The sequence below is a fragment of the Streptomyces sp. NPDC048196 genome (genome assembly GCF_040652715.1).
GTDB classification, from domain to species: Bacteria; Actinomycetota; Actinomycetes; order Streptomycetales; family Streptomycetaceae; genus Streptomyces; species Streptomyces siderophoricus.
The window spans coordinates 25,504-49,644 of record NZ_JBEZMM010000044.1 but is presented as its reverse complement, the minus strand read 5'-3'; the positions used below and the strand labels follow the sequence as shown (position 1 = coordinate 49,644).

At 71.0% G+C, this 24,141-nt stretch carries 20 protein-coding genes; 14 read left to right on the top strand and 6 right to left on the bottom strand.

Annotated features, from left to right (window positions below):
* Positions 1 to 139 precede the first annotated feature (139 nt).
* Positions 140 to 1,261: an ROK family glucokinase gene (locus AB0E02_RS30740; RefSeq protein ID WP_362145218.1), complete on the top strand. Its 1,122-nt coding sequence runs from the start codon at positions 140 to 142 to the stop codon at positions 1,259 to 1,261.
* Positions 1,258 to 1,830 carry a hypothetical protein gene (locus AB0E02_RS30735; RefSeq protein WP_362145215.1) on the top strand — a complete coding sequence of 191 codons (573 nt, stop codon included), beginning with the start codon at positions 1,258 to 1,260 and terminating at the stop codon, positions 1,828 to 1,830. Before AB0E02_RS30740 ends, AB0E02_RS30735 begins: the two co-directional genes overlap by 4 nt.
* Before the next feature lie 56 nt (positions 1,831 to 1,886).
* On the opposite strand, the gene AB0E02_RS30730 is transcribed toward AB0E02_RS30735, so the two are convergent.
* Positions 1,887 to 2,417, bottom strand: a complete 531-nt coding sequence (locus AB0E02_RS30730; RefSeq protein WP_362145212.1) for a GNAT family N-acetyltransferase — start codon at positions 2,415 to 2,417, stop codon at positions 1,887 to 1,889.
* A 184-nt stretch (positions 2,418 to 2,601) separates the two neighbouring features.
* On the opposite strand from AB0E02_RS30730, the gene AB0E02_RS30725 reads away from it, so the two are divergent.
* Complete coding sequence (locus tag AB0E02_RS30725; RefSeq protein WP_362145209.1) at positions 2,602 to 4,302, top strand: amidohydrolase; 1,701 nt, start codon at positions 2,602 to 2,604, stop codon at positions 4,300 to 4,302.
* A gap of 31 nt (positions 4,303 to 4,333) precedes the next feature.
* Positions 4,334 to 5,122, top strand: coding sequence for a LuxR C-terminal-related transcriptional regulator (locus AB0E02_RS30720; protein WP_362145206.1), 789 nt, complete (start codon positions 4,334 to 4,336; stop codon positions 5,120 to 5,122).
* A gap of 259 nt (positions 5,123 to 5,381) precedes the next feature.
* Here AB0E02_RS30720 and AB0E02_RS30715 read toward each other — a convergent pair whose 3' ends face one another.
* Entirely contained in the window at positions 5,382 to 6,092 is a 711-nt protein-coding gene (locus tag AB0E02_RS30715; protein ID WP_362145203.1) for a TetR/AcrR family transcriptional regulator, read from the bottom strand.
* A 208-nt stretch (positions 6,093 to 6,300) separates the two neighbouring features.
* Between AB0E02_RS30715 and AB0E02_RS30710 the strand changes: the two genes are divergently transcribed.
* The gene (locus AB0E02_RS30710) at positions 6,301 to 7,257 is read left to right on the top strand and encodes an NAD-dependent epimerase/dehydratase family protein (RefSeq protein ID WP_362145200.1); all 957 of its coding nucleotides are present in this window, start codon (positions 6,301 to 6,303) and stop codon (positions 7,255 to 7,257) included.
* A gap of 769 nt (positions 7,258 to 8,026) precedes the next feature.
* Here the strand turns inward: AB0E02_RS30710 and AB0E02_RS30705 are convergent.
* Together AB0E02_RS30705 and AB0E02_RS30700 are read right to left on the bottom strand one after the other, a co-directional pair.
* Entirely contained in the window at positions 8,027 to 8,260 is a 234-nt protein-coding gene (locus AB0E02_RS30705; protein WP_362145197.1) for a hypothetical protein, read from the bottom strand.
* Between the two features lie 298 nt (positions 8,261 to 8,558).
* Complete coding sequence (locus AB0E02_RS30700; RefSeq protein ID WP_362145195.1) at positions 8,559 to 10,010, bottom strand: amidase; 1,452 nt, start codon at positions 10,008 to 10,010, stop codon at positions 8,559 to 8,561.
* Positions 10,011 to 10,186: 176 nt separating this feature from the next.
* Between AB0E02_RS30700 and AB0E02_RS30695 the strand changes: the two genes are divergently transcribed.
* The gene (locus AB0E02_RS30695; RefSeq protein WP_362145191.1) at positions 10,187 to 10,831 is read left to right on the top strand and encodes a helix-turn-helix domain-containing protein; all 645 of its coding nucleotides are present in this window, start codon (positions 10,187 to 10,189) and stop codon (positions 10,829 to 10,831) included.
* 1,184 nt (positions 10,832 to 12,015) lie between these two features.
* On the opposite strand, the gene AB0E02_RS30690 is transcribed toward AB0E02_RS30695, so the two are convergent.
* The gene (locus AB0E02_RS30690; RefSeq protein ID WP_362145189.1) at positions 12,016 to 12,363 is read right to left on the bottom strand and encodes a MerR family transcriptional regulator; all 348 of its coding nucleotides are present in this window, start codon (positions 12,361 to 12,363) and stop codon (positions 12,016 to 12,018) included.
* 1,044 nt (positions 12,364 to 13,407) lie between these two features.
* Here AB0E02_RS30690 and AB0E02_RS30685 point away from each other — a divergent pair.
* From AB0E02_RS30685 to AB0E02_RS30665, 5 genes are all read left to right on the top strand, one after another.
* A complete protein-coding gene (locus AB0E02_RS30685) occupies positions 13,408 to 13,611 on the top strand; it encodes a cold-shock protein (RefSeq protein WP_362145186.1) in 204 nt (67 codons plus the stop codon).
* Between the two features lie 367 nt (positions 13,612 to 13,978).
* Complete coding sequence (locus tag AB0E02_RS30680; protein WP_362145182.1) at positions 13,979 to 15,478, top strand: DEAD/DEAH box helicase; 1,500 nt, start codon at positions 13,979 to 13,981, stop codon at positions 15,476 to 15,478.
* A gap of 637 nt (positions 15,479 to 16,115) precedes the next feature.
* Positions 16,116 to 17,399, top strand: coding sequence for a 4-carboxymuconolactone decarboxylase (gene pcaC, locus AB0E02_RS30675; protein WP_362145179.1), 1,284 nt, complete (start codon positions 16,116 to 16,118; stop codon positions 17,397 to 17,399).
* A 464-nt stretch (positions 17,400 to 17,863) separates the two neighbouring features.
* On the top strand, positions 17,864 to 18,505 hold the full coding sequence (locus AB0E02_RS30670) for an MBL fold metallo-hydrolase (RefSeq protein WP_030810108.1): 642 nt from the start codon (positions 17,864 to 17,866) through the stop codon (positions 18,503 to 18,505).
* Between the two features lie 345 nt (positions 18,506 to 18,850).
* Positions 18,851 to 19,645: an exodeoxyribonuclease III gene (locus tag AB0E02_RS30665; protein WP_362145174.1), complete on the top strand. Its 795-nt coding sequence runs from the start codon at positions 18,851 to 18,853 to the stop codon at positions 19,643 to 19,645.
* A 72-nt stretch (positions 19,646 to 19,717) separates the two neighbouring features.
* Here the strand turns inward: AB0E02_RS30665 and AB0E02_RS30660 are convergent, their stop codons facing one another.
* Positions 19,718 to 21,517, bottom strand: coding sequence for an SGNH/GDSL hydrolase family protein (locus AB0E02_RS30660; protein ID WP_362145171.1), 1,800 nt, complete (start codon positions 21,515 to 21,517; stop codon positions 19,718 to 19,720).
* A 146-nt stretch (positions 21,518 to 21,663) separates the two neighbouring features.
* Between AB0E02_RS30660 and AB0E02_RS30655 the strand changes: the two genes are divergently transcribed.
* The 3 genes from AB0E02_RS30655 (at position 21,664) to AB0E02_RS30645 (ending at position 24,131) form a co-directional block, all read left to right on the top strand.
* Positions 21,664 to 22,104 carry a DUF6278 family protein gene (locus AB0E02_RS30655; RefSeq protein ID WP_362145168.1) on the top strand — a complete coding sequence of 147 codons (441 nt, stop codon included), beginning with the start codon at positions 21,664 to 21,666 and terminating at the stop codon, positions 22,102 to 22,104.
* A 315-nt stretch (positions 22,105 to 22,419) separates the two neighbouring features.
* Positions 22,420 to 23,163 (top strand): amino acid ABC transporter ATP-binding protein, encoded by a 744-nt coding sequence (locus AB0E02_RS30650; RefSeq protein ID WP_362145262.1) that lies wholly within the window; start codon positions 22,420 to 22,422, stop codon positions 23,161 to 23,163.
* A 14-nt stretch (positions 23,164 to 23,177) separates the two neighbouring features.
* Positions 23,178 to 24,131, top strand: a complete 954-nt coding sequence (locus AB0E02_RS30645) for a glutamate ABC transporter substrate-binding protein (RefSeq protein WP_362145165.1) — start codon at positions 23,178 to 23,180, stop codon at positions 24,129 to 24,131.
* Positions 24,132 to 24,141 lie beyond the last annotated feature (10 nt).

Sequence of the window (24,141 nt, the reverse complement as noted above, 5' to 3'; positions counted from 1 at the left end):
CACCGGACCCGCACGCCGAGGCCCCGGCCTCCCGAGACCCCCTAGGGACGAGACGACTCTTGCGAGCACGCAGCCACCGCATGGGGGAACCACCCACGCCCGTCCGGCACCGGGGGAGCAACGGCGAAGAGGTGGGTCGATGAGCATGTACCGGGACCGGGTGCACCGGGGATCGGCCAGGGCCACCGTGCTGCGCACGGTCGGCACCCGCGAGCGGCGCTCGCACCTGACCGCCCCGCGCGTGCCGACGGTGGGCATCGACATCGGCGGCACCAAGGTCATGGCGGGCGTGGTCGATGCGGACGGCACCATCCTGGAGAAGGTCCGCACCGAGACCCCGGACAAGTCCAAGAGCCCCAAGGTCGTCGAGGACACCATCACCGAGCTGGTGCTCGACCTCTCCGACCGGCACGACGTGCACGCGGTCGGCATCGGGGCGGCCGGCTGGGTCGACGCGGACCGCTCCAAGGTCCTCTTCGCCCCGCACCTGAACTGGCGCAACGAGCCGCTGCGCGACCGCCTCGCGGGCCGCCTCGCGGTCCCCGTCATGGTCGACAACGACGCCAACACCGCCGCCTGGGCGGAATGGCGGTTCGGCGCCGGCCGCGGCGAGGACCACCTCGTCATGATCACGCTCGGCACCGGCATCGGCGGCGCGATCCTGGAGGACGGCGCCGTCAAGCGCGGCAAATACGGGGTCGCGGGCGAATTCGGCCATATGCAGGTCGTGCCCGGCGGCCACCGCTGCCCGTGCGGCAACCGCGGCTGCTGGGAGCAGTACAGCTCCGGCAACGCCCTGGTCCGTGAGGCCCGCGAGCTGGCCGCGGCCGACTCCCCGGTCGCGTACAACATCATCGAGCGGGTCGGCGGCCGCGTCGGCGACATCACCGGGCCGCTGATCACCGAGCTCGCCCGTGAGGGCGATGCGATGTGCGTCGAGCTCCTCCAGGACATCGGCCAGTGGCTCGGCGTCGGCATCGCCAACCTCGCCGCCGCCCTCGACCCGTCCTGCTTCGTCATCGGCGGCGGTGTCAGCGCCGCCGACGACCTGCTGATCGGCCCGGCCCGGGACGCCTTCCGGCGCCACCTCACCGGCCGCGGCTACCGCCCCGAAGCCACCATCGCCAAGGCCCAGTTGGGCCCCGAGGCGGGCATGGTGGGCGCCGCGGACCTCGCCCGCCTGATCGCCCGCCGCTTCCGCCGTGCCAACCGCCGCCGGGTCGAGCGCTACGAGCGCTATGAACGGGCCGGCCGCCGATGACCGAAACCGAATCCCCCACCATGCGCGACGACCACCACACCGCCCTGCCGCCCCGGGCCAAGCGCCGCCGCCCCCTGCTGACGGCGCTGATCGTCTTCCTGCTGATCGCGATCCCGGCCGGCTACATCGTCATCTCCGCCGAGCAGAGCCGCGACAGCGGCGAGGGCAAGGAGGCCGAGGCCGCCGCCACCGGCCTGACCAACGCCTTCCCCTCCAAGGTCCAGCAGCGGATCTACAACGTCCCGGTACCCATCGGCTCGACCCCGGTCTACTACTACGAGACCAACTCCTGGGAAACCAGCTCGCTGTTCGTCCAGTTCCGGACCAACGAGTGGGGCCTGGAGCACTACCTCGCAGCCGTCGGCACCAGCACCGCCGCCCTCAAGAAGGACCGGAGGACCATCCCGCCGGGCCAGGCGGCGAAGGTCGGCTGGGACTTCAGCGTCGACTGGCCCTGGGCGGGCACCACGACCACCAGCCGCGGACCGCATCCGTCGCAGCGCATCATGGTCAGCTACGACGAGCCGGGCCACCCCGTGGTGTACACGGTCTCGACGGTCAAGTTCTGACCGCCGCAGCCCCGGCAGCACCGGATCGACGACCGGTTCGCCGGCCCGCCTCACTCTCAAGACTTGCGGAGGGGCTGAGACGCTGACGCGTTCTCGCGTTCCAGCAGCGTGACCGTGACGCCGAGCGCGATCTCGCGCTCGCCGACCGGGACGAATCCGCGCCGAAGATAGAGCGCGACCGCGGGCAGGTTGGCGGTTCCGGTGGAGACGACGGTCAGTTCCGCCGGCTCGACCGAGTCCAGAGCGTCGAGCAGGGCCGTTGCCACGCCGCGGCGATGCGCGACGGGATGGACCACGAGGCGGCAGATCTCCAGAGCACCGTTCGGCAAGCGGGTCCACGCGACCGCTCCGACAAGTCCCGACGCATCGCGAACCCCGAGGAAGGACTCGTCGGATGCGCGCAGCTGCTCAATGGACTCGTGCAGGGGCGGGATGCCGTCGAAGCCGATGAGCCGGGCTTCGACCGCGTAGGCCGCCCGCTGAAGGTCCCACAGACGACGCAGGGTGCCGGGATCGGACAGGTCGAGGCCGACCGGTTCGGCAAAAGGCCAGGGGGATTCGGCGGCGGCGTGGCGTGGGCCGGTCATGCGGTGATCCTCTCAGAACGCCCGACCAGGACGCCGTTCTCCGGCCCTGCCTGCTACTGCAAGGGCTCGTACCGCTATCGGTGAGATGACCGATGTGCGGTGGGCGGGGGCCCGGTCATAGTCCTCGAAAGATCGTTTGCGGGTGGCTGTCGTGCACCCGCCGCCTTTCGAAAGGACTCTTTCTGTGGACACGTACGCGGACCTGGTATTTCTCGGCGGGCGGGTGGTCACGGTCGATGCGCGGTTCACCGTCGCCTCGGCCCTGGCGGTGACCGGGGGGATCATCAGTGCCGTGGGCAGGCGGGAGGACGTCGCGCCGCTCGTCGGCCCGGACACCCGCGTCATCGACCTGCGCGGGGCGACGCTGCTTCCCGGTATCAACGATTCCCATCTCCACGGATGCGCCTTCGGCATGGCCGGCCCGCCGCTCTCCCTCGACCTCGGTCACCCCGCCGTCTCCTCCCTCGCGGACGTGGCCGCGGCGGTACGGCAGGCCGTCGGGCGGGCCCCGGACGGGCAGTGGATCACAGGCCACGGCTGGGACACCGGTTACCTCGACGAATGCGTCACCGATCCCTCGCGGCAGCCCTCCCGGCACGACCTCGACACCGTGAGCCGGGACCACCCGGTCGTCCTGTACTCCTTCTCCGGCCACGCCACTTGGGTCAACTCCAAGGCGCTGGAGCTCATCGGCATCGACCGGAACACCGTCGCCCCACCCGGCGGGGCCATCGTCACGGACGACGCCGGGGAGCCGACCGGGCTGCTGCACGAGGGGGCCCAGGCCCTCGTCCAGGATGCCCTGCCGCCACTCAGCCGGCAGGAGCGGACCGACGCGATCCGGTCGACCCTCGCCACCCTCGCCCGGCTCGGCGTGACCAGCTACACCGAGCCCGGGCTCGGCCCCGGCGGCGACGGCATCATGCGGGGCGCACTCGGCCGGCAGACCCTCGACGTCTACCACCGGCTCCTGGCCGACGGCGAACTGACCGCCCGCGTCGGCGTCCTGCTCCTGCCCACCGGCATGACGAGCACCGCTGAGGAGTTCGCCCGCACGCTCACCGCCCTCGGCGGGACCGCCGCCGATCCGCGCCGCCTGGCGATCCACGGAGTCAAAATATTCGCCGACGGCATCGTCCCCAACAAGACGTCCTGGATGCACGAGCCGTACGTCGGCGGCGGCAGCGGTTCCCTGTGCGTCGGCGGCGGGACCGACGCCGAGCGGATCACCGAGATCGACGCCATGATCCGGCATGCCCACATCGCCGGGCACCAAATGGGCGTCCACGTCACCGGCGACCGGGCCATCGACACCGTGGCGGACGCCTTCGCCGCGGCCATGGCCGAACACCCGCGCCCCGACGCCCGCCACTACCTCATCCACGGCGACTTCCTCACCCCGCACAGCATGAAGGTGCTGGCCGCACACGGCTTCGGCGTCAACATGAACCCCACCATCAAGTGGACCGTCGCCGACATGGAGGAGGACTTCGTCGGCTCCGGACGTGCCGCGTACGCCTGGCCCTACCGGGACGCCATCGACGCCGGCGTGCGGGTCGCCAGCGGATCCGACGCCCCCGTCACCCACCCGGACTGGCGTCAGGGCATCGCCACCATGATGCTCCGCGAGTCGAAGGCCACCGGCCGGGTCAGCGGCCCCGAACAGCGCATCGGCCTCGCCGAAGCGGTCCGCACGTACACCATCGACGCGGCCTGGCAGGACTTCGCCGACGACTGGAAGGGCTCCCTGGAGCCCGGCAAGGTCGCCGACCTCTGCGTGCTCGACGGGGATCTGCTCGCCGCCGACCCCCACGACATCCCGGACCTGCCCGTCGTCCTGACCGTCATGGACGGGCAGGTCGTGCACGACACCCTCCGCGATTGACCTACCCCCTCCACATGATCATCCTTGCAGGATGGCAGCCAACCGGAGCACGGCAGACATCCTGGACGCGGCCGTGCACGTCCGCCAGGCCGCCAGGAGCGCCACGAGCGGCGCGGCCGGCCTCGACGCGGTCCTGGCGGCGCTGTCGGAGGTCATGGAATACGACCATGCCTCCCTGACCCGTTGGGACCCGCTGCGCCGGCGCCACACCACCCTGGCCGGCAGCTACCCGGACGACGCCACGAGCTATATCGAGACCCGACTCCACCACGACCCGGTCTTCCCGGTCCTCCACAGTCCGGCCCGCGGCGGTCTCTGGCTGAGGGACGTTCCCCGGCACCTCCTGGCAGCCTCACCGGGCTTTCTGGAGGTGCTGTCTCCGCTCGGCATCCAGGACGGGGTGGCCCAGTGCCTGTTCGACGCCGACGGCCGGTACGTCGGCATGCTGAACGTCAGCAGCCGCCGGCCGCGGCGCACACCCGACCCGGCACGCGCCGTGGTCACCCTCCTCACCGAGTCCCTCGCCGCCGCCGTCGCCCCCCGCACCACCCCGCAACCCCAGGAGGCCGCCGCGGACCACACCGCCGCGGATCCGCGGCGCCTGGACCCGCGGCGGCCGGGCGGCCTCTCACCACGGGAACTCCAGGTACTGGCCGAACTGACCACCGGCCGCACCAACCGCGAAATCGCCGAACGCCTCTACATCACACCGCGCACCGTCGCCACCCACATCGAGCACATCCTCACCAAGCTCGACGTCCCCAACCGCGCGGCCGCCGCCGCCCGGGCCGCCACGTGGGGAATCGAACCCTCCCCCTGACACGAATCCACCGGCGTCCCGACCGAACGCCTCTGAACGACGCCCCCGGCCGGCTGAATGACGCCCCGGCCGGCGCCTCCCGACCGACAACTCCCCGGGCAGGCCCCCGGATACGTGCGCGGCGCGACCACAGTCCCCGGGAGCCGTTCCACGGCGGTGAAGGGCGCTGCTCCCGGCGAACTCTGCGGCGTCTCGTGCCCCCTACCGTGCCGGGCGGCTCACGCCGTTGAGGGCACATCTGAAGGCGGCGGTCGTCCGTCTAGAGCCGGAAGGAGTCGGCCAGGGTGTCGATCTGCGCGGTGAGCAAGGTCGAGGCGTGGTGCCCCATCCCGGCGTACTGGCCGGACACCTCCAGGCCGACCGTGCCGTGCAGCTGCGACCAGGCCAGCACCGTACCGGCGAGGGCGGCGCCCGCAGCCTTGCCGTGCGGCGGCAGCCCGGTGTGCTGCGCCACCCAGTCGGCGACACCGTCGTCCTCGCGCAGCCAGGCGTCCATCTCGGCGGCGACCGGCCGTAGCGCTTCGGTGGGCCGGCCGGCGGCGAACGCCTTCAGGAACGGCCCCAGGACGGCCCGCGCGCGCTGGAGCGTGTCGGGCGGAGCCGCGTAACCGGGGAGCGGCGTTCCCTGGATCAGGAGATAGCGGTGCGGCTGTTCGACGGCCCAGCTCCGGTAGGCGCCGGCAAGGGCGTGCAGGGTGGCCCGCGCGTCCCCGGCGGAGGCGTCGTCGGCCCGCGCGATGGCTTGCGCCACGTCGTCGTAGGCGTCTCGGATCAGCTCGCCCAGCAGGTCGTCCCGGCCCGCGAAGTAGCGGTAGAGGGCCGGCCCGGACAGCCCCATGTCCTTGGCGATCCGGGTGAGTGCCACGGCCTGGATGCCGCCCTCGGCGAGCTGCTGCAGCGCGGCCGCCTTGATCTCCGCACGGTTCTGCTCGCGGTAGCGCGCTCGGGGGCTTCGCACCTCGGCGGCCATGTGCTCCTCCTGTGTTGCGGGGTGGCGGACGGCAGGTGTGAGCGGTCCTCGCTCATCGTAACCACCACTTCGATTGCGATGATGACTCGCAAGAGTTATGGTCTCTAACAGAAGTGATGCGGTGAAGCGACAACCTGCCCCACCGTCCTCACCCGCCTCTGATCCGATCGATCCCAGCCATCCGCCGTCCCGCAGTGAAGGAACCGCCATGTCTGTTGCACCTCGTCGCCTCCATGCCGTTCTGGGTGCCGGTCCGGCCGGCATCACGCTCGCCGCCGAGCTCGCCCGCCGGGGGCACGCCGTACGGCTGGTCAGCCGCTCGGCGCCGCAAGGTGCCCCCGACGGCGTGCAGTGCCGGGCCGCCGATGTGAGTACGCACGACGGGGCGCTGACCGCCGTCGAGGGCGCCGCTGTCGTGTACCACTGCGTGAACGTCGCCTATCACCAGCAGACCGAGGTCATGCCCCGGGTCCAGCAGGCGGTGCTGGCTGCCGTCGGGACCACGGGGGCACGGCTGGTCGTCCTGGACACGCTGTATCCGTACGGCCCGACGCAGGGCGAGGTGATGACGGAGGACACCCCCTGGCGGGCGACGAGCCGCAAGGGAGCGATGCGGGCACAGCTGGACGAGGCATATCTCGCCGCTCACCGTGCGGGGCGGGCCCGTGTCGTCCTCGGCCGGTCGGCCGACTTCGTCGGCCCCGGCGTGCTCAACTCGACGCTCGGCGGCGCGGTTTTCCCGCCCGCGCTGACCGGCGGTGAGGTCCTCGGGCTGGGCGACATCGACCTCCCGCACAGCTACACGGCCATCCAGGATGTGGCGAAGGGACTGGCCGTCCTCGGCGAAGACCCGGAAGGCGACGGCCGGGTGTGGCATCTGCCGACCGCGCCCGCCCGTACGACCCGCGAGATCCACTCGATGATCGAGGAGCGGGTGGGCCGACCGCTGCGGCGGGTGGTACTCACCGAGCCCCGCCCCTTCGGCCCGTTCGACGCGACCTTCATGGACGAGTACGCGGAGATGTTCTACCAGCACACCGAGCCGCAGATCGTGGACTCCTCGGCGTTCGAGCGGTCCTTCGGCCACCGCCCGGCACCCCTGGAAGCGACGCTCGACGACACACTCGGCTGGTACCGCACGCTGCTGGCCGGCGCACGGAACTGACGGCCCGCAGCAGGCTGTTGGCGTCCCGGAGTGGCCGGCCCCCACACGCCGGGGGCGGCCGCGGAGTGCGCCGGCCCCCGCCGGGGGCTGCCGCAGACGGCTACCAGGGCAGCCCGGACGCGGCACCGAGCCGACCAGGACGAGCAGGGCGATCTCGGTGGCGGTGGCGATCGCGGCGCCGGCGCTGGCGAGGCGCGAAGGCGGTACGTACGCCGGAAGCGGGCGGGCGCGCGGGTGACACGACGCAGCCCGCCGGAGGACGCTCGGCTGGGACGCCCCGGCCGAGCGCTCTACCCGGCTGGTCTTCGGGAACTTCCCATGTGTTCGGCAGTGTTCTCGGTGCAGGTGGGTTGCGCCACGGCCGGCGGCTCACCCCTCACTGTGGCCGCGGTTCGGCGGCTGCGGACCTCGGCATGTGGCTGGCCGAGTGGGCCGAGTACGCGGACCGCGAGCTCGTCGACCCGAGCCATGACGGCCCGATGCGCCTCGTGGCCGACGCCATCGCCAACGGGCTGATCACACTGCTTGGCCCGGCCTCCGACTGGCGCGCCAACGGCTACGCCGCCTACCGGGAGGGCGCCAACGGCAACGTCTCGTGGCGAGGAAGACTCAGGGTGATGAAGCCGTCATCACCCCAACTCGCTCCGCGCGCCATCGGCCGGAGCCACGAAACCGGGTCAACGCCCCAACCCAGGCGATCAACCAGCTCAAGGCCAGTCACATCCTGCCGATTCCCTCGGGAGCAGTGCGACCACGGAGCGCCCAGCGACTACGACGCGTACGTGCAGCCTTGCCCGCCGTAGTACCACTCGTACTGGCCCATCACCCATGGGTCGGCCGTGATCGTGAAGGTGCCACGCGGGGCTGGACAGTGGAACGTCGTGGTGACGGTGCCCTGATGCGGCGTGGACCCGGGCGACGCCGTGGCCGCGGAGGCGATGCCGGCGCCTCCGGCGCTGAGCAGTGCGGTGATGAACGCTATGGCAATGATCTTCTTCATCATGTCTCCCAGTCCCATCGCGTGCGGGAACTGCCTCTGAGGACGATACACACAACCCCCTAATTCGGAACAAGGGGGTATTTCTCCCGATGTCCGGGAAGGTGCGCACGGGGCCGCTGCTGTCGGACATGGTGCCGCCTGATTGGGCACGGCGGCGCTGGCCCGGACCCGGACCCGGGCGCGGGCCCGAAGCCGAACCCGAACTCGGACGCGGGACCGAAGCCGAACCCGGACGCGGCGCGCGCCGTACTGACCCAGGACCGGTACACCGGCAGACATCTATGGCGAGGTCAGCGCATGATCAGTGGGAGCCGGCCCAGACAGCCGGCGTGCGGTGGGACCACGGGGCAGCCTCTTCGAGCTGGGCGGCGAGGCGGAAGAGGGTGTCCTCGCGTCCGTAGGCGGCAGCGAATTGCATGCCTATGGGCAGTCCGGTGGCGGGGTCGGACGTCAGCGGTACGGACATCGCCGGAGTTCCGGCGACGTTGAAGCAGGCGGTGAAGGGGGAGCGGTCGAAGAGCCGGTCGATCCAGCCGAGGCCGTCGAGATCCTCGACGGCCTCGCCGTAGACGCCCAGGCGCGGCGGCAGTTCGGGAAGGGTGGGGGTGAGCAGCACGTCGTAGCGGTCGAAGTGGCGGCCGATGCTGCGGGCGACGGTATTGCGTACGCCGAGTGCACTGACGAAGTCGGCGCCGGTGACCTGGCGGCCCCAGGCGTAGCTGGCGAGCATCTCGGTCTGGACGGTGGACGGATCGATGGGCCGGCCGGAGGCGGCGGCCAGGGCATCGAGCCAGGGGACCAGATTGGCCGTCCAGAGCTGGGCGTTGGCCCCTACGAACTGCTCCCAGCCGACCCCTGGATCAAGCGTGGCCTCCTGTACGTGGTGGCCGAGCGAGGCGAGGAGTTCCGCGGTGCGGGACAGCGCGTCGAGCACCGGGCCCTCGCTGCGGCGACGGCCGCCGCCCTGGGCGATGACGCCGACGCGCAGGCGGCCCGGGGAGCGGGTGATCTCCTCGGAGTAGGGGCGCTCCGGCGGTGCGGCGAAGTACGGGTCGCCGCTCTCCGGGCCCTGTATCCGGTCGAGCAGCGCCGCGCTGTCGCGCACCGTGCGGCTGATGCCGCCCTGCACGGCCAGGCCGTTGAAGATCTCGTCGACATCGGGCCCCATGGACACCCGGCCCCGGGTGGGCTTCAGCCCGAACAGGCCGGTACTGGCGGCCGGGATGCGGATCGAGCCCGCCGCGTCCGTGCCGTGCGCGATCGGCACGATACCGGCCGCGACCGCGGCCGCTGAACCGCCGCTGGAGCCGCCCGGCGAGCGGCCGAGGTCCCAGGGGTTGCGGGTCGGCCCGTACAGCACGGCCTCGGTGGTGATGCCGTAGGCGAACTCCGGGGTCGTGGTGCGGCCGATGGTCACCAGCCCGCTCTCCCGGAAGCGCCGCATCAGGTACGAGTCCGCCGACGCGACATTGCCCTTGGCGAGCCGACTGCCCAGCTCCACCCGCTTGCCCGCCATCGACACACCCAGGTCCTTGAGCAGAAAGGGCACCCCGGCCAACGGTGCCCCGTCGGCGGCCCCCGCCCCCTCCGCAGGCTCCGCCGGCCAGGTCTCCACGACCGCGTTGATCAGCGGATTGACGGCGGCGACCGCCTCCAGCGCGGCCGCCTCCAGCTCGGCGCCGGTCACCTCACCGCGAGCGACCAACTCGGCCAGCCCGACGGCGTCATAGGTCACGTACTCCGACAGTTTCATGAGAACTCCTCTGCCATGCGGCATGCGATACCGGACGGTCCCATGTGATACCGATCGGTATCGTGCAGGACCGTCCGGTACCGTAGCGTGAGAGGGACGCAGCCGAAAAGGCGCTCAGGGCAAGACGTTCAGAGCGATCAGCGCAAGACGTACGGAGCGAGTCGGGAGGATCGGGCATGGCGAAGACGGTGCGGCCGGGCCGTGCGGAGCGGGTGGCCACCTTGCCGCCGCGCGAGCGCATCCTGGATGCGGCTGAGGAGCTGTTCCACTCCGAGGGCATCAGGGGGGTCGGCGTCCAGGCCGTCGCGGAGAGGGCAGGAACCACCAAAGCCGCGCTGTATCGGCACTTCGGCACCAAGGACGAACTGGTGGCGCAGTGGCTGCGTATCGTCGCGGCCGACTACGTCTCGGCGTTCGACACGATCGAGGAACGGTGGCCGGACGACCCCCGGGCGCAGATCAAGGGCGTGGCCGCATTCGTCGCCGACACCCTGTCGACGCTTACACACCGCGGCTGCCCCTTCGTCAACTCCCTTGCCGAGCTGCCCGATCGCCACCATCCCGCGCGCCAGGTGATCGAAGCGCACAAGGCGCGGCAACTCCGCCGTCTCACCGCCATGTGCACCGCCGCCGAACTCACCGATCCCGAAGGGGCCGCAGCGGAGCTCACCTTCGCCCTGGAGGGAGCGCAGGTGAGCGCGCAGAACGGCAGCGTGGACCACATCGCCGAACGGCTCACCACCTTCGTCGAGTCGCTGCTGGCCTGGCACGGAGCGAAGGGGTCCCCAGCCCCCTCCGGACCGCCGTCGCACCGCAGTTGAGCTCTACCCCTCGCCCATCGCGGATCGCGGATCGCGGAGCACACGTCCCGCTTCTCCGGGCCGGGAGACCCCGGTATCGAACTGATCACGAGCAAGGCGCCGCATCCGTACCAGATCCGTACCAGCGAATCATGGGGCGCTGCGACGAGTCGGGTCTCCCGGTCGTCCACGAAGTCTCCACGGTGAGGCTCTGACCTGCGCAGATCCCGCCTCCAGGCGCGCTCGGCGGCCACGTTTCGACAGCTCTTCCTGACCCGGGTGTCAGGATCGCATCATGGAGTGGGAGCGTGGTCGGGTGAGTGAGCAGACCCTGCAGCACCGGATCGACGGTCCAGGCGACGCCCCCGTACTCGTCCTCGGTGCCGGGCTGGGTACCACATGGCACAGGTCGTCACCCGTGTCCTGCGGCGTACAGCAAGTCCAGGGCGGGGTGCGTAAGTTCAGCTCGGAGCCTAGTGATGCGGAGGCGTCTATGGGGTCTGTGCGAATCGTGTGAGATCTGGTGACACGACGAAGCCCCGCCTGTTTTCTCCGGCGGGGCTTCTTGCATCGGTGATCATGGCGCCTTGCGGTGGGTGTCTGGGGCTCCGCTTTCAGCCCCTCGATAGTCCCAGCGGCAGGTCTTCGCTTCATCTCCTTCGCGGAACAGGCCGCTGTCCGGCGTAGGTTCTCGCGCGCGAGCGACCACTCCTTCTCTGCTGTGAGCAGCTGGGTGTGCTCGGTCCGCAGCCGGGCCGGCTCCGCCCCGGTGTCCTGCGGCCCGGGCCTCGCGGGCCACTGCCTCTTCGGCTTCCAGTGGCACCGGGTTCGGGGGCACGTGGCGGGTGCAGGGGGGTGGTCGGCATCTATGCAGCTCAGAGGTGGTGCAGGGCGGATTGACGCATGTGCATGGGTCGCCACCTGTCACCACCTTTGGGAGCCAAGCGAAGGTGCACTCAACAACCCATCTGTAGGTGCCCTGCCCGGTTCCGTGGCGGGTGTCGCTGGGCGGATGGCGGGGGCGATCCCCAGCGCCCGCAGACGGTCGCCAGGGCGTTCTGGTCATAGCCACGGCTGGTAAAAAGCGAACAGATGAGGGTGATCGCCACCTGTCCGTGACCGACCGGCGCGCGGGGGTGCGGCGTGCTGTCCACCCCCAGTTGGCGAGGGCCGAGGGTGGCGAGGCGGTCAGCCGTCGGTGAGTGTCAGGGGCCGGTGGGCTGGCTCGGTTCGGCAGCGCGCCGGCGCAGTTCCTCGTTGAGTCGCTGGGCCTCTTCGAGCTGGTCTTCGAGGATGACGATGCGGCAGGCGGCATCGATCGGGGTGCCCTGGTCGACGAGCTCCCGGGCGCGGGCCGCGATGCGCAGCTGGTAGCGGGAATAGCGGCGGTGGCCGCCTTCGGAACGCAAGGGGACGATGAGACGGGCTTCGCCAACGGCCCGTAGGAAGGCCGGCGTGGTGCCGATCATCTCCGCGGCGCGGCCCATGGTGTAGGCGGGGTAGTCGTCGTCATCGAATTTGTCGGTGGCGCGCGAGGGGGTCTCTCGGGTCATTGAACCTCTTCATAGGACGCGTCGAGGGGCCCTGGTGCCATACGGCACCAGGGCCCCGAGGGTTTCAACACCATCTACCGGTGCCGGGCACCGGCCTTCTGTTTCCGCATGCGCGCCCGAGGGGGCGGGGATGCGGGGATCGCAGCTGCGTGACCGGGGACCACCTTCCAATCCGGGGCCTGCGGTACCCGAGCGGGCTGGGTCCTCGCTCGGGCGATCCTGATGGTGCCTGCTCCTCTCTTTCTCTTACTTCTCTTCGGTGCTGCCGTCGTGCGGTCATGCTCGGCGGCCCTGAAAGCCGCCCGGCACGGCAGTCAGCGGTGGGGCCCTCGTGCACAGTCCCGGCCCCGCGACTCCACTGCCATGCCGTGTCCTGCTCGCGGCAGTTCGTGTCTGCCGCGCCTCACTGACGTCGTTGGCTACGAGAGAAACGTTAGCCACATGAAGCGGGAATGTCTACTGCGACCATCGTAGATTTCACTCGGCTGCAGGAACAGAATCAGGCTGTTCCCGCCGCCCGGCGCGGTGGGTCGTAGGCCCCGGGTGCGGCAGGGCTCGGGGCGGTCGTCGGCCCGGGGAGGGCTTGGCCGTAGGGCGCGCTGTGAGCAGCAAGCCGTTCGGGGCAGTGCGGAAGGTGCTTGCGCGCCGCCAGGATCGCCCGCACGGTGAGACGCCTGGTGCCCGGTCCGTTGCCTGCGGAGCCTGAGCGTTGGATGACGGGACCGATGCTTTTCCGGCCGGATAGAGGCTGAGCGCCGACGCCGAATATCTCGTGTCGCAACTGCAGAAATGACTACCGACGCAGAGGGGTTTTTTATGCCCTCGAAAGCGTCGGGAGCAGGTGTGCTGTGCATGGTCACCAGTACCGTGCTAGCGTTGACGTCAGTTGCAGTTGTGGTTCCCGATGACTTCAAGTGCGCTCGCCGTCGTACTCGGCGAGAGCGCTTTTGTGCTTTCCGGCGTATTTCCCGGCGGGGTAATCATCGCGGCGACACGGGGCCCGCACGGTGTGGGCTCCGGGCACTGCCCCGAAGGAGATATGACATGGCTACTGGCACCGTGAAGTGGTTCAACTCGGAAAAGGGTTTCGGCTTCATCGAGCAGGACGGTGGCGGCGCTGACGTCTTCGCCCACTACTCGAACATCGCCGCCCAGGGCTTCCGTGAGCTGCAGGAGGGCCAGAAGGTGAACTTCGACGTCACGCAGGGCCAGAAGGGCCCGCAGGCCGAGAACATCGTTCCCGCCTGACGCTGTCGACGCTGACGCGTACATACGAAGCTGGGGCCCGCACCTTGGGTGCGGGCCCCAGCTCGTTGCTTTTGCGTGCTTCCCTGTGAGCCGCAACGACCGCACGAGCGGCGTGGGGCGGTTGTGAAAATCCCTGCCCCCTATGGCGCGGGCGGGACGATGATCCGCCCAGTAGCTTCATGATCCGGCAATTTTATCGCTGTTCTTTGTGGCATTTGCCGAATTTCTCCATCCGACGCGCTGGGCCAGCATATTTCCGCCCCGCTTCGTTTCATCTCTTTTCATCGGTTCGTCCTTGTGATTCTTTGTGTGCGACTTATTGAGTCGCCGGGAATTCCTCGACGTACCGCATCGAGGAAGGTTCTCCATGAACCGCACAGCTCGTACCAATGACCGCAACGCTCGTACCCGCTCCTCCGGCTCCGGCCGCGGCGGATACCGCTCGCAACCGTCGAACCGCTCCGGCGGCAATCGGCGTCGTCCCGTCGCACGGCAGGGCGAGTTCGCCCTGCCCGTCACGCGCACTCCCGCCCTGCCCCCGGCCGAGACCTTCGCGGAACTGGACATGCCGCCCGCGCTGCTGGCGTCGCTGACCGCGGAAGGGGTGTCGGTCCCGTTCCCGATCCAGGCCGCCACGCTGCCGAATTCGCTGGCCGGGCGCGACGTTCTGGGCCGCGGGCGCACCGGCTCGGGCAAGACACTCGCCTTCGGCCTGGCCCTGCTGGCCCGCACCGCCGGCCGGCGCGCCGAGCCGGGGCGGCCCCTGGCCCTGATTCTGGTTCCCACCCGGGAGCTGGCTCAGCAGGTCACCGACGCGCTCACCCCCTATTCCCGGTCACTGAAGCTGCGGCTGGCAACCGTCGTCGGCGGGATGTCGATCGGCCGGCAGGCCAGCGCGCTGCGCGGCGGCGCCGAAGTCGTGGTCGCCACGCCGGGGCGGCTCAAGGACCTCATCGAGCGCGGTGACTGCCGCTTGAACCAGGTCGGCATCACCGTGCTGGACGAGGCCGACCAGATGGCCGACATGGGCTTCATGCCCCAGGTCACCGCACTGCTCGACCAGGTCCGGCCCGAGGGGCAGCGCATGCTCTTCTCGGCCACCCTGGACCGCAACGTCGACCTCCTGGTCCGGCGCTACCTCGCCGACCCGGTGGTCCACTCCGTCGACCCCTCAGCCGGCGCGGTCACCACGATGGAACACCACCTGCTGCACGTCCACGGCGCAGACAAGCACGCCACGACCACTGAGATCGCCGCCCGCGAGGGCCGGTCGATCATGTTCCTGGACACCAAGCACGCCGTCGACAAGCTCACCGAGCACCTGCTGCAGAGCGGTGTCCGCGCCGCCGCCCTGCACGGCGGCAAGTCCCAGCCCCAGCGCACCCGCACCCTGGCCCAGTTCAAGAGCGGCCATGTCACCGTCCTGGTGGCCACCAACGTCGCCGCCCGCGGCATCCACGTCGACAACCTGGACCTCGTCGTCAACGTCGACCCGCCCAGTGACCACAAGGACTACCTGCACCGCGGTGGCCGCACCGCCCGGGCAGGCGAGTCCGGCAGCGTCGTCACCCTCGTCCTGCCCAACCAGCGCCGTGAGATGGACCGCCTGATGTCCGACGCGGGCATCACTCCACAGTCCACCCACGTCCGCTCCGGGGAAGCCGCACTGAGCCGCATCACCGGCGCCCAGGCCCCCTCCGGAGTTCCCGTCACCCTCACCGCCCCGGTCGTCGAACGAGCCAAGCGCAGCGGCTCCGCCACGAGCGGCCGCCGCAGCCGCTCCGCCCAGGCTCGACGCTCCGCAGGGTCGTCCCGGACCGCGAGACCCATGTCTCAGCGACAGACTCCCCGGGACACGGCCGCGTAGGTCCCGCCCGGACGGCCACGCTCGGCTCGCTGGACCACCACCGCACGGAGGCTTACGTCGACTCTGCTTCAGACCTGCCCCAGGCGCACTGCTCCGACAGGGCAGCCGGCGACGTCATGACGCCGCCGGGACCGCAGGTCGGCGACGACATGGTCGTGCCGCTCTGCACCGCATCGTGTTCACCCGGCTGCGCTTCGATCCCCGCACCCAGGGGTACTACGAACGCCGCACCCGGGAGGGCAAGACCCGTCGTGAGATCCTCCGATGCCTCAAGCGATATGCCGCCCGCGAGGTCTTCAACCTGGTCAGACCGGTATCCACCGGCCTTCTGTCGTAGGGGCGTCCGTGAGATCTGAGAGCGCGCAGAGCGTGAGCGAGACGTCGACGCGCACCCGGCAACGCTGCTTCTGTGGGGCAGAAGCCCCCCGTCTTGATCATGAGCAAGGTGGCGCCGGATCCGTACGAGCGGATCATGGTGAGCTGCGACGAGTCGGGTCTCCTGGTCGTCCACGAAGTCTCCACGGTGAGGCTCTGACCTGCGCAGATCCCGCCTCCAGGCGCGCTGGACGGCCACGTTTTGTCGGCTCTTCCTGACCCGGGTGTCAGGATCGCGTCACGGAGTGGGTAGCGTGGTCGGGTGAGTGAGAAGACCCTGCAGCACCGGATTGATGGTCCAGACGACGCCCCCGTACTCGTCCTCGGTGCCGCGCTGGGTACCACATGGCACATGTGGGACCGGCAGATCCCCGAGCTGACCCGCCAGTGGCGGGTCATCCGTTTCGACCTGCCCGGACACGGCGGTTCCCCCGCCCACGCGGCGCCCTCCGTCGCCGAGCTGGCCGACCGGCTGATCGCCACGCTCGACGGCCTCGGCGTGGACCGTTTCGGCTACGCCGGCTGCAACATCGGCGGCGCCATCGGCACCCAGCTGGCCCTCACCCGCCCGCACCGCGTCACCTCCCTGGCACTGGTGTCCTCCTCACCGCGCTACGGGACCGCCGACGCCTGGCGGCAGCGCGGCGTCGTCATCCGCACCAACGGACTCGACCCGATCGCCCGCACCGCCCCCGAGCACTGGTTCACCCCGGGCTTCGCCGGCGCCCAGCCCGCCATCGTCGAATGGGCCGTCCAGATGGTGCGGACCACCGACCCCGGCTGCTACATCGCCGCCTGCGAGGCGCTGGCCTCGTACGACGTGCGCTCCTCGCTCGGCCGGGTCGGCGTGCCCACGCTCGTCGTCGTCGGCTCCGAGGACCAGGTCACCCCGACCACCGACGCCCGCACCCTGGTCGCCGGCATACCCGACGCGAGCCTGGCCCTGGTGCCCGGCACCTCCCACCTGGCGCCCGTCGAGCAGCCCGCGGCCGTCACCGAGCTGCTCATCCGGCACTTCACCAACGCCTGGCACGACAAGCCCGGCCCCGGCGGCCAGGCAGCCATCGGCGCCGCCGCCCCCAAGCCGCAGATCGCACCGCCGCCGCCCCCGCAGGCGCCTCCCGCCGCCATAGAGTCCGGCCTCGCCCAGCCCGAGCAGGACCGCGACGGCACGTACGAGGCGGGACTCAAAGTCCGCCGGGAGGTCCTCGGCGACGCCCACGTCGACCGCGCCCAGGCCGCCGCCGACGACTTCACCGGCGACTTCCAGGACTTCATCACCCGCTACGCCTGGGGCGAGACCTGGACCCGCCCGGGCCTCGACCGCCGCACCCGCAGCATCATCACGCTCACCGCGCTGACCGCCCGTGGCCACAAGGAAGAGCTGGCCCTGCACACCCGTGCAGCCCTCCGCAACGGCCTCACCCCGTCGGAGATCAAGGAAGTCCTCCTCCACACCGCCATCTACTGCGGCGTCCCGGCCGCCAACTCCGCCTTCGCGGTCGCCCAGCAAGTAATCCGCGAGGAAACGACACCGGAGGGGTGAGGGGAGCGGGGTGAGGGTCAGGGGCGAGGGGTGAGGGGTGAGGGTTGAAGGGATCGGGGGCTGTGGGCCCTTGTCGTCTCCTTGTACGGGGGAGGGGGCGGGTGCCAGGGGCCCTCTTGTTGCGTGGGGCGCGCCGCCTCCGCACCCCCTTGCCGGCTGCACTGCCTGAGCACCCTCTTGCCGGTTGTACTGCCTGAGCTTCCTCTTGCCGGGTGCACTGCCTGAGCACCCTCCTCCCTGCCGGCCACCAGCTCCCTACGTTTCCCCGCCGCCCACCCCCCTTCGGGGGGTGGGCGGGTCAGGTGACGCGAAGGCGCACGTGTCAGAGACGTGAGCCGGGGAGATGCGAGCCAGGGACACGTGAGCCGGGGAGATGCGAGCCAGGGACACGCGAGCCGGGGAGACGTGAGCTGGGGGAGCACGTCGGGGCACCGCCCGCTCTCCGGCCCGGCAAGATGGCAGGCATGGAACTCACCAAGAAGACCCATGCCTGCGTCCGGCTGGAGAAGGACGGGCAGACGCTCGTCATCGACCCGGGTGTCTTCAGCGAGGAGGACGCGGCCGTCGGCGCGGACGCGATCCTGGTCACCCACGAGCACATGGACCACTTCCACGAGGACCGGCTGCGGGCGGGTATGGAGGCCAACCCGGGTGCCGAGATCTGGACCCTCGCGAGCGTCGCCGAGCAGCTCTCGGCCGCCTTCCCGGGCCGCGTCCACACCGTCGGTGAGGGCGACACCTTCACCGCGGCCGGCTTCGAGGTCGAGGTGCACGGCCAGCTGCACGCGGTGATCCACCCCGACATCCCGCGGGTCACCAACGTCGGCTACCTCCTCGACGGCGGCGCGGTGTTCCACCCCGGTGACGCGCTCACCGTCCCCGAGGGGCGTACGGTCGACACCCTGCTCCTGCCCGTCCACGCGCCCTGGAACAAGGTCGCCGAAGTGATCGACTACGTCCGCGAGGTCGCGCCCCGGCGGGCCATCGACATCCACGACAGCCTGCTCCAGGACCACGCGCGCCCGATCTACGACTCCATGATCGACAAGCTCGGCGGTACGGACCACGGCCGGCTCACCCCCGGCAGCCACACCGCGGTGGGCTGAACCGTGGTGGGCTGATCTCTGGTGGGTGGAACCGGAGTGGGCTGATCCCTGGTGGTTGGAACGGCAGTGGGCTGATCCTTGGTGGGCTGAACCGCGGTGGGCTGGACCCCGGGCGGCCGATGTCCCCCAGGCTTGGCCCTCGCCCCGGCCCTCGCCGGCCCGGCCCTCCCAGGCCCGGGGCCCCCAGGCCCGGGGCCCCCAAGCCCGTTTCCCTCACGTCCGGGCCCCGCCGAGCGCGTCCGGGCCCCGCCAAACGGGCCCAGCTCCGGTCCCGGACCGGTCCCGGACCGGGCCCGGACCAGGACCGGACCCGGGCTGTCAGTGGCGGGCGGTAGGTTTGCAGACATGCGCATCGCGACCTGGAACGTCAATTCGATCACCGCCCGCCTGCCGCGGCTGCTGGCCTGGCTGGAGAGCTCCGGCACGGACGTGCTGTGCCTCCAGGAGACCAAGTGCACCGCCGAGCAGTTCCCCTACGAGCAGCTCCGCGAGCTCGGCTATGAGGCCGCGGTCAACGCCAACGGCAGGTGGAACGGCGTGGCCGTGCTCTCCAAGGTCGGGCTGGAGGACGTCGTCATCGGCCTGCCCGGCGGGCCGCAGTACGACGGCGTGGAGGAGCCCCGGGCCATCTCGGCGACCTGCGGCGCGGCCCGGGTCTGGTCTGTCTACGTCCCCAACGGCCGCGAGGTCGAGCATGCGCACTACACCTACAAGCTCGGCTGGTTCGAGGCCCTGAAGACCGCGGTCGCCGAGGACGCGGCGGGCGACCGCCCGTTCGCGGTCCTCGGGGACTACAACGTCGCCCCCACGGACGAGGACGTCTGGGACCCCGCCGTCTTCGTCGGCTCCACCCATGTCACCCCCGCCGAGCGCGCCGCCCTCCAGGCCCTCCGCGAGGCGGGCCTGTCGGACGTCGTCCCGCGCCCCCTCAAGTACGACCGCCCGTACACCTACTGGGACTACCGCCAGCTCGCGTTCCCCAAGAACCGCGGTATGCGCATCGACCTCGTCTACGGCAACGCCCCCTTCGCCAAAGCCGTCTCCGACGCCTACGTCGACCGCGAGGAGCGCAAGGGCAAGGGCGCCTCGGACCACGCCCCGGTCGTGGTGGACCTGGACGTCCAGTCCGCGGGGGTGTGACAGGCCACCGATCGAGGCCCCTCAGGGCATGACCGTCCTCAGGACACAAGCGTCCTCGGACACGAGCGTCCCTCAGGGCACGAGCGTCCTCAGCTCGATCGACTCGCCCAGCGCGCGCAGCCCCGCGTCGCCCGGGTGGAGGTGGTCGCCGCTGTCGTAGGCGGGGAGCATGCGGGCCGGAGCGGCCGGGTCGCGCAGTACGGCGTCGAAGTCCAGGGTCGCGTCGAAGGCGCCCTGCCCGGCGCCGTCGCGCAGGAAGGCGTTGACGGCCTGACGGCGGGCTTCCGCGGCCGGGGTGCAGTCGGGGTAGCCCCCGCACGGCGTGAGGGTTGCCGCGACCGCCCGCAGCCCCCGCTCGTGCGCCCGCCGGGCCAGCGCCCGCAGACCTGCGATGACGTCCTCGGCCGGGGTGCCCCAGCGCACGTCGTTGATGCCCTCGAAGACGACCACGGTCCGCGTCCCCGCCTGGGCCAACGCGTCGCGTTCCAGCCGGTGTTGGGCGCTGACCCCGCCGGTGTCCGTGCTCACCCCGTCGCCCTGATAGCGGTCGGTGACGATGCGGTTCGCCGAGATGCCGTGGTTGAGCACGCCGTAGCGGGGCAGCGCGTGCTGGGCCCGGAAGCGGCGGGCGAGGACGTCCGGCCAGCGGCGGTTGGCGCCGCTCGTCGACTTCACCCCGTCGGTGATCGAATCGCCCAGCGCGACGATCGAGCCGGGGCCGCCGTCGATCTCCAGACCGGTCAGGAACGGCCAGAAGGCCATGGTCTGCGGGTAGCCGCCGCCGTCCGCGTCCCGGGTACGGTCGCCGCTGCCGTCGGCGCTCACGTACGAGAGCTGGGCCGCCTCCTGGTGCGCCGGCGCCGCGGTCACCGTCCCGGGCAGATGCAGGCTCACCAGCAGATCGGCGTCCGCGGGGACGGTGAAGGCCGCGGGATCGCTGAACAGTTCCGCGCCGGCGGGTATCCGGGCCCCGGCCCGCCCCCGGAAGGTCAGCGCCACGGGCCGGCCGTGGGCCGCCGCTCCCGTACCGCGCACCGCGATGCTCGCCGCCCCGATGGCGACCGGTGCCGCCGCGAAGGTGTTGGCGATCCGGATCCGAGCCCGTGGCCCGCCCGCGCCGCTGTGGACGACCAGCCGCACCGTACGGTCCCGCCAGGGGCCGACGGCGCGGTAGCCGGCCGTGCTCGCCGCCCAACTCCCGGTGCGGCCACGCCCGGTGTCCCGTACCGACAGCGCGAAGACGTGCAGGGCGGCCGTGGCCGGGGGCCCGGGCGGCAGCACCACCGACGCCACCTCCCGCCCCGGCCGCAGCGGTACGGTCACCGCGTACAGCCGCGCCGGACCGGCCGACTGCCCGTCCGGGCCGTTGAGGTGCGGCAGCGCCACCGCCTTGGTGCTCAGCGGTCCGGAGCGCCAATCGGGAGCGGTCAGTTCGTAGGCGCTGTGCGAGCCGTCCCGGTAGCGGACGGTTCCGCGGCCGGCCACCTGGCCACCCGTACCGGCCACCAGGAAGGTCAGTGCATCACCCCGGCCGCGCACCGCGACCGCCTGGCCGTCGGCCCGTACGTTGTCCGGCGTCCCGGCCGCGCTGGGCGGCAGGCGGAGTCGTGCGCCGTCGAGGGTGAGCACGCTCCCCGGTGACCAGCCGGCCGCTGCCAGGTCCTGCGCGGACAACGAGCGGCCCGCGCCGTCGAAATCGGCCGCACCGGGGCGGGAGTTGTCGCTCACCGCCGTGTTGTCGAAGAGCCGGGGCAGCGGGCGGGGCGCCGGCGGCGCCGTGGTGGCCGCGGCCGTCGGCACGAGCGCGGTGCCCGGCAGCGCGGTTATCAGGAGCAGCAGTGTCAGGGCGGTGCCCCATCGGCGTAGGCGCATCGGTCCGTGTCCCCCTCCGGCCGCAGATCCGCTCCGGGTGCACTGAAGGTAGGGAGCCGACGGGGGCGCGTCAAGGTGGCGTACGGCGCCGGCTCACGCCGCGCGCCTGTGGCCCCGACCACAGGTGGGGTGGGACCCTGCACACCATGAACATGTCTTTCCTGGACAAGTGGCGCAAGCGACCGCCGACCCGCCGGTCCGTGCCGCTCGCGGAGTCGGTGCGCGCCGACCCGGAGAGCGTCGTCGAGCTGCTGTCCGAGTGCGAGCTGCTGCGGTCCCACGCCGCCACCGCGGGCGTCGAACTCGACGACTCGGTACGGTCGTTGGAGCGGCTGGACCAGCTCCAGCCGGTCTGGCGGGACGACCCCGAGGTCGCGCCCTGGCTCGGCAACGACGCGGGCCTGTACCTGGGCACCGTACTGGTGCGTACCGTCCGCGGCGCGGTCTGGCACGTCTGGCCGGACGGGCAGCCGGTGGTCCGGCTGGCGTCCGGGCGCGAGATCGACGTCGTGGCGGCCGGCCACCAGTGGGCCGACGACGGCGCGCCGGAACTCTCCCAGGTGTACGCCGAGGCCGCGGAGAGCTGAGACCGGAAGCCCGGGACCCGTCGCACCGGCCCCGTGCGTATCGGTTCCCTACGTACCGGTGCCCTGCGTACCGACCCCGTGCGTACCGGCCCCCTGCGTACCGACCCCGCGCGTACTCTCCCCTCCCCGCCGGCGAGGGCGCCACCGGAGCGCGCACCCCCGGAGAACGCATCAGCGGCCCCGCACACCATCAGACCGACTTACCCGATTTATCCCCTCGAACCCGCCTGGACGTGCGTGTCAGGGCGTACCGCCTCAATCTCCCCGGTAGTTTGCGGGCTCTCCGCTGTACGGATGAGAGTGGGCAGGTCGGACATGGCCGGTGAGGCGCTGATTGAACTGCGCGGGGTCAACAAGCACTACGGAAAACTGCACGTCCTCCAGGACATCGACCTCACCGTCGACCGTGGGGAGGTGGTCGTGGTCATCGGGCCCTCCGGGTCCGGAAAATCCACCCTGTGCCGGGCCATCAACCGCCTGGAAACCATCGAATCGGGCACGATCGAACTCGACGGCAGACCGCTGCCCGAAGAGGGCCGGGCGCTCGCCCAGCTACGCGCCGAGGTCGGCATGGTCTTCCAGTCGTTCAACCTCTTCGCCCACAAGACCGTGCTCGACAACATCATGCTGGCCCCCGTCAAGGTCCGGAAGAAGCGCAAGGACGAGGCAGCGCGGCGCGCCCGTGAGCTCCTGGACCGGGTCGGGCTCGTCTCCCAGGCCGACAAATACCCCGCGCAGCTCTCCGGCGGCCAACAACAACGCGTCGCCATCGCCCGCGCGCTCGCCATGGACCCCAAGGCGCTGCTCTTCGACGAGCCGACCTCCGCACTCGACCCGGAGATGATCAACGAGGTGCTGGAGGTCATGCGGCAGCTCGCCCGGGAGGGCATGACCATGGTCGTGGTCACCCACGAGATGGGCTTCGCCCGGTCCGCCGCCAACCGCGTGGTGTTCATGGCCGACGGCCGGATCGTAGAGGACCGCACCCCCGAGGAATTCTTCACCGCCCCGCGCAGCGAGCGGGCGAAGGACTTCCTCTCCAAGATCCTCAAGCACTGAACGGGGGTGCCGCCATGTCGTACCGACAGTCTGCACACCGACACTCCGCGCGCCTGCCCCGCACCCGCACCGCCCTGGTGCTCGCCGTAGTAGGCGTCCTCGCACTGCTCCTCGCGGGCTGCGGCCGGGCCGGCAGCCCACCGGTCAAGGGCCCCAAGGGCAGCGAACTGCCCCGGTACCCGGTCGCCAAGAACTTCCGGCTGCCCTCCTCCCCGACCTGGGCGGCGGCCAAGCGTCGCGGCCACCTCATCATCGGCGTCAAGGAGGACCAGCCGTACCTCGGCGAGAAGGACCCCGCCACCGGCGTCTACACGGGCTTCGACATCGAGATCGCCAAGATGATGTCCGCCGCCCTCGGCTTCCCGCCCCGCACCATCCAGTTCCGGACCATCGCCTCCGCCAACCGCGAGACCGCCCTGCAGAACGGCCAGATCGACCTCTACGTCGGCACCTACACGATCAACGACAAGCGCAAGAAGCTGGTCGGCTTCGCCGGCCCGTACTACATGGCCGGCCAGTCCCTGCTGGTGCGCACCGACGAACACGACATCCACGGACCGCAGGACCTGGCCGGCAAACGCGTCTGCTCGGCGGCCGGCTCGACCCCGTACCAGCGCATCCAGTCCGAGTACCCCAAGGCCGTCCTCGTCGCCTACGACACCTACTCGGTGTGCGTGGACAACCTGCTCACCTACCAGGTCGACGCGGTCACCACCGACGACGCGATCCTGCTCGGCTACGCCGCCAAGGTCCCCCGCGAGCTCAAGGTGGTCGGCAAACCCTTTTCCGAGGAGCCGTACGGCATCGGCGTCCCGCGCGCCGACAACGCGCTGCGCTTCGCCCTGGACGACGCGCTCGCCGCGAACGAGAAGAACGGCAACTGGAAGAAGGCCTACGACGCGACCCTCGGCCTGTCCGGGGTGCCCGCCCCCGAGCCGCCCCCGATCGACCGCTACCCGGCGACCTGAGCCGCCAAGG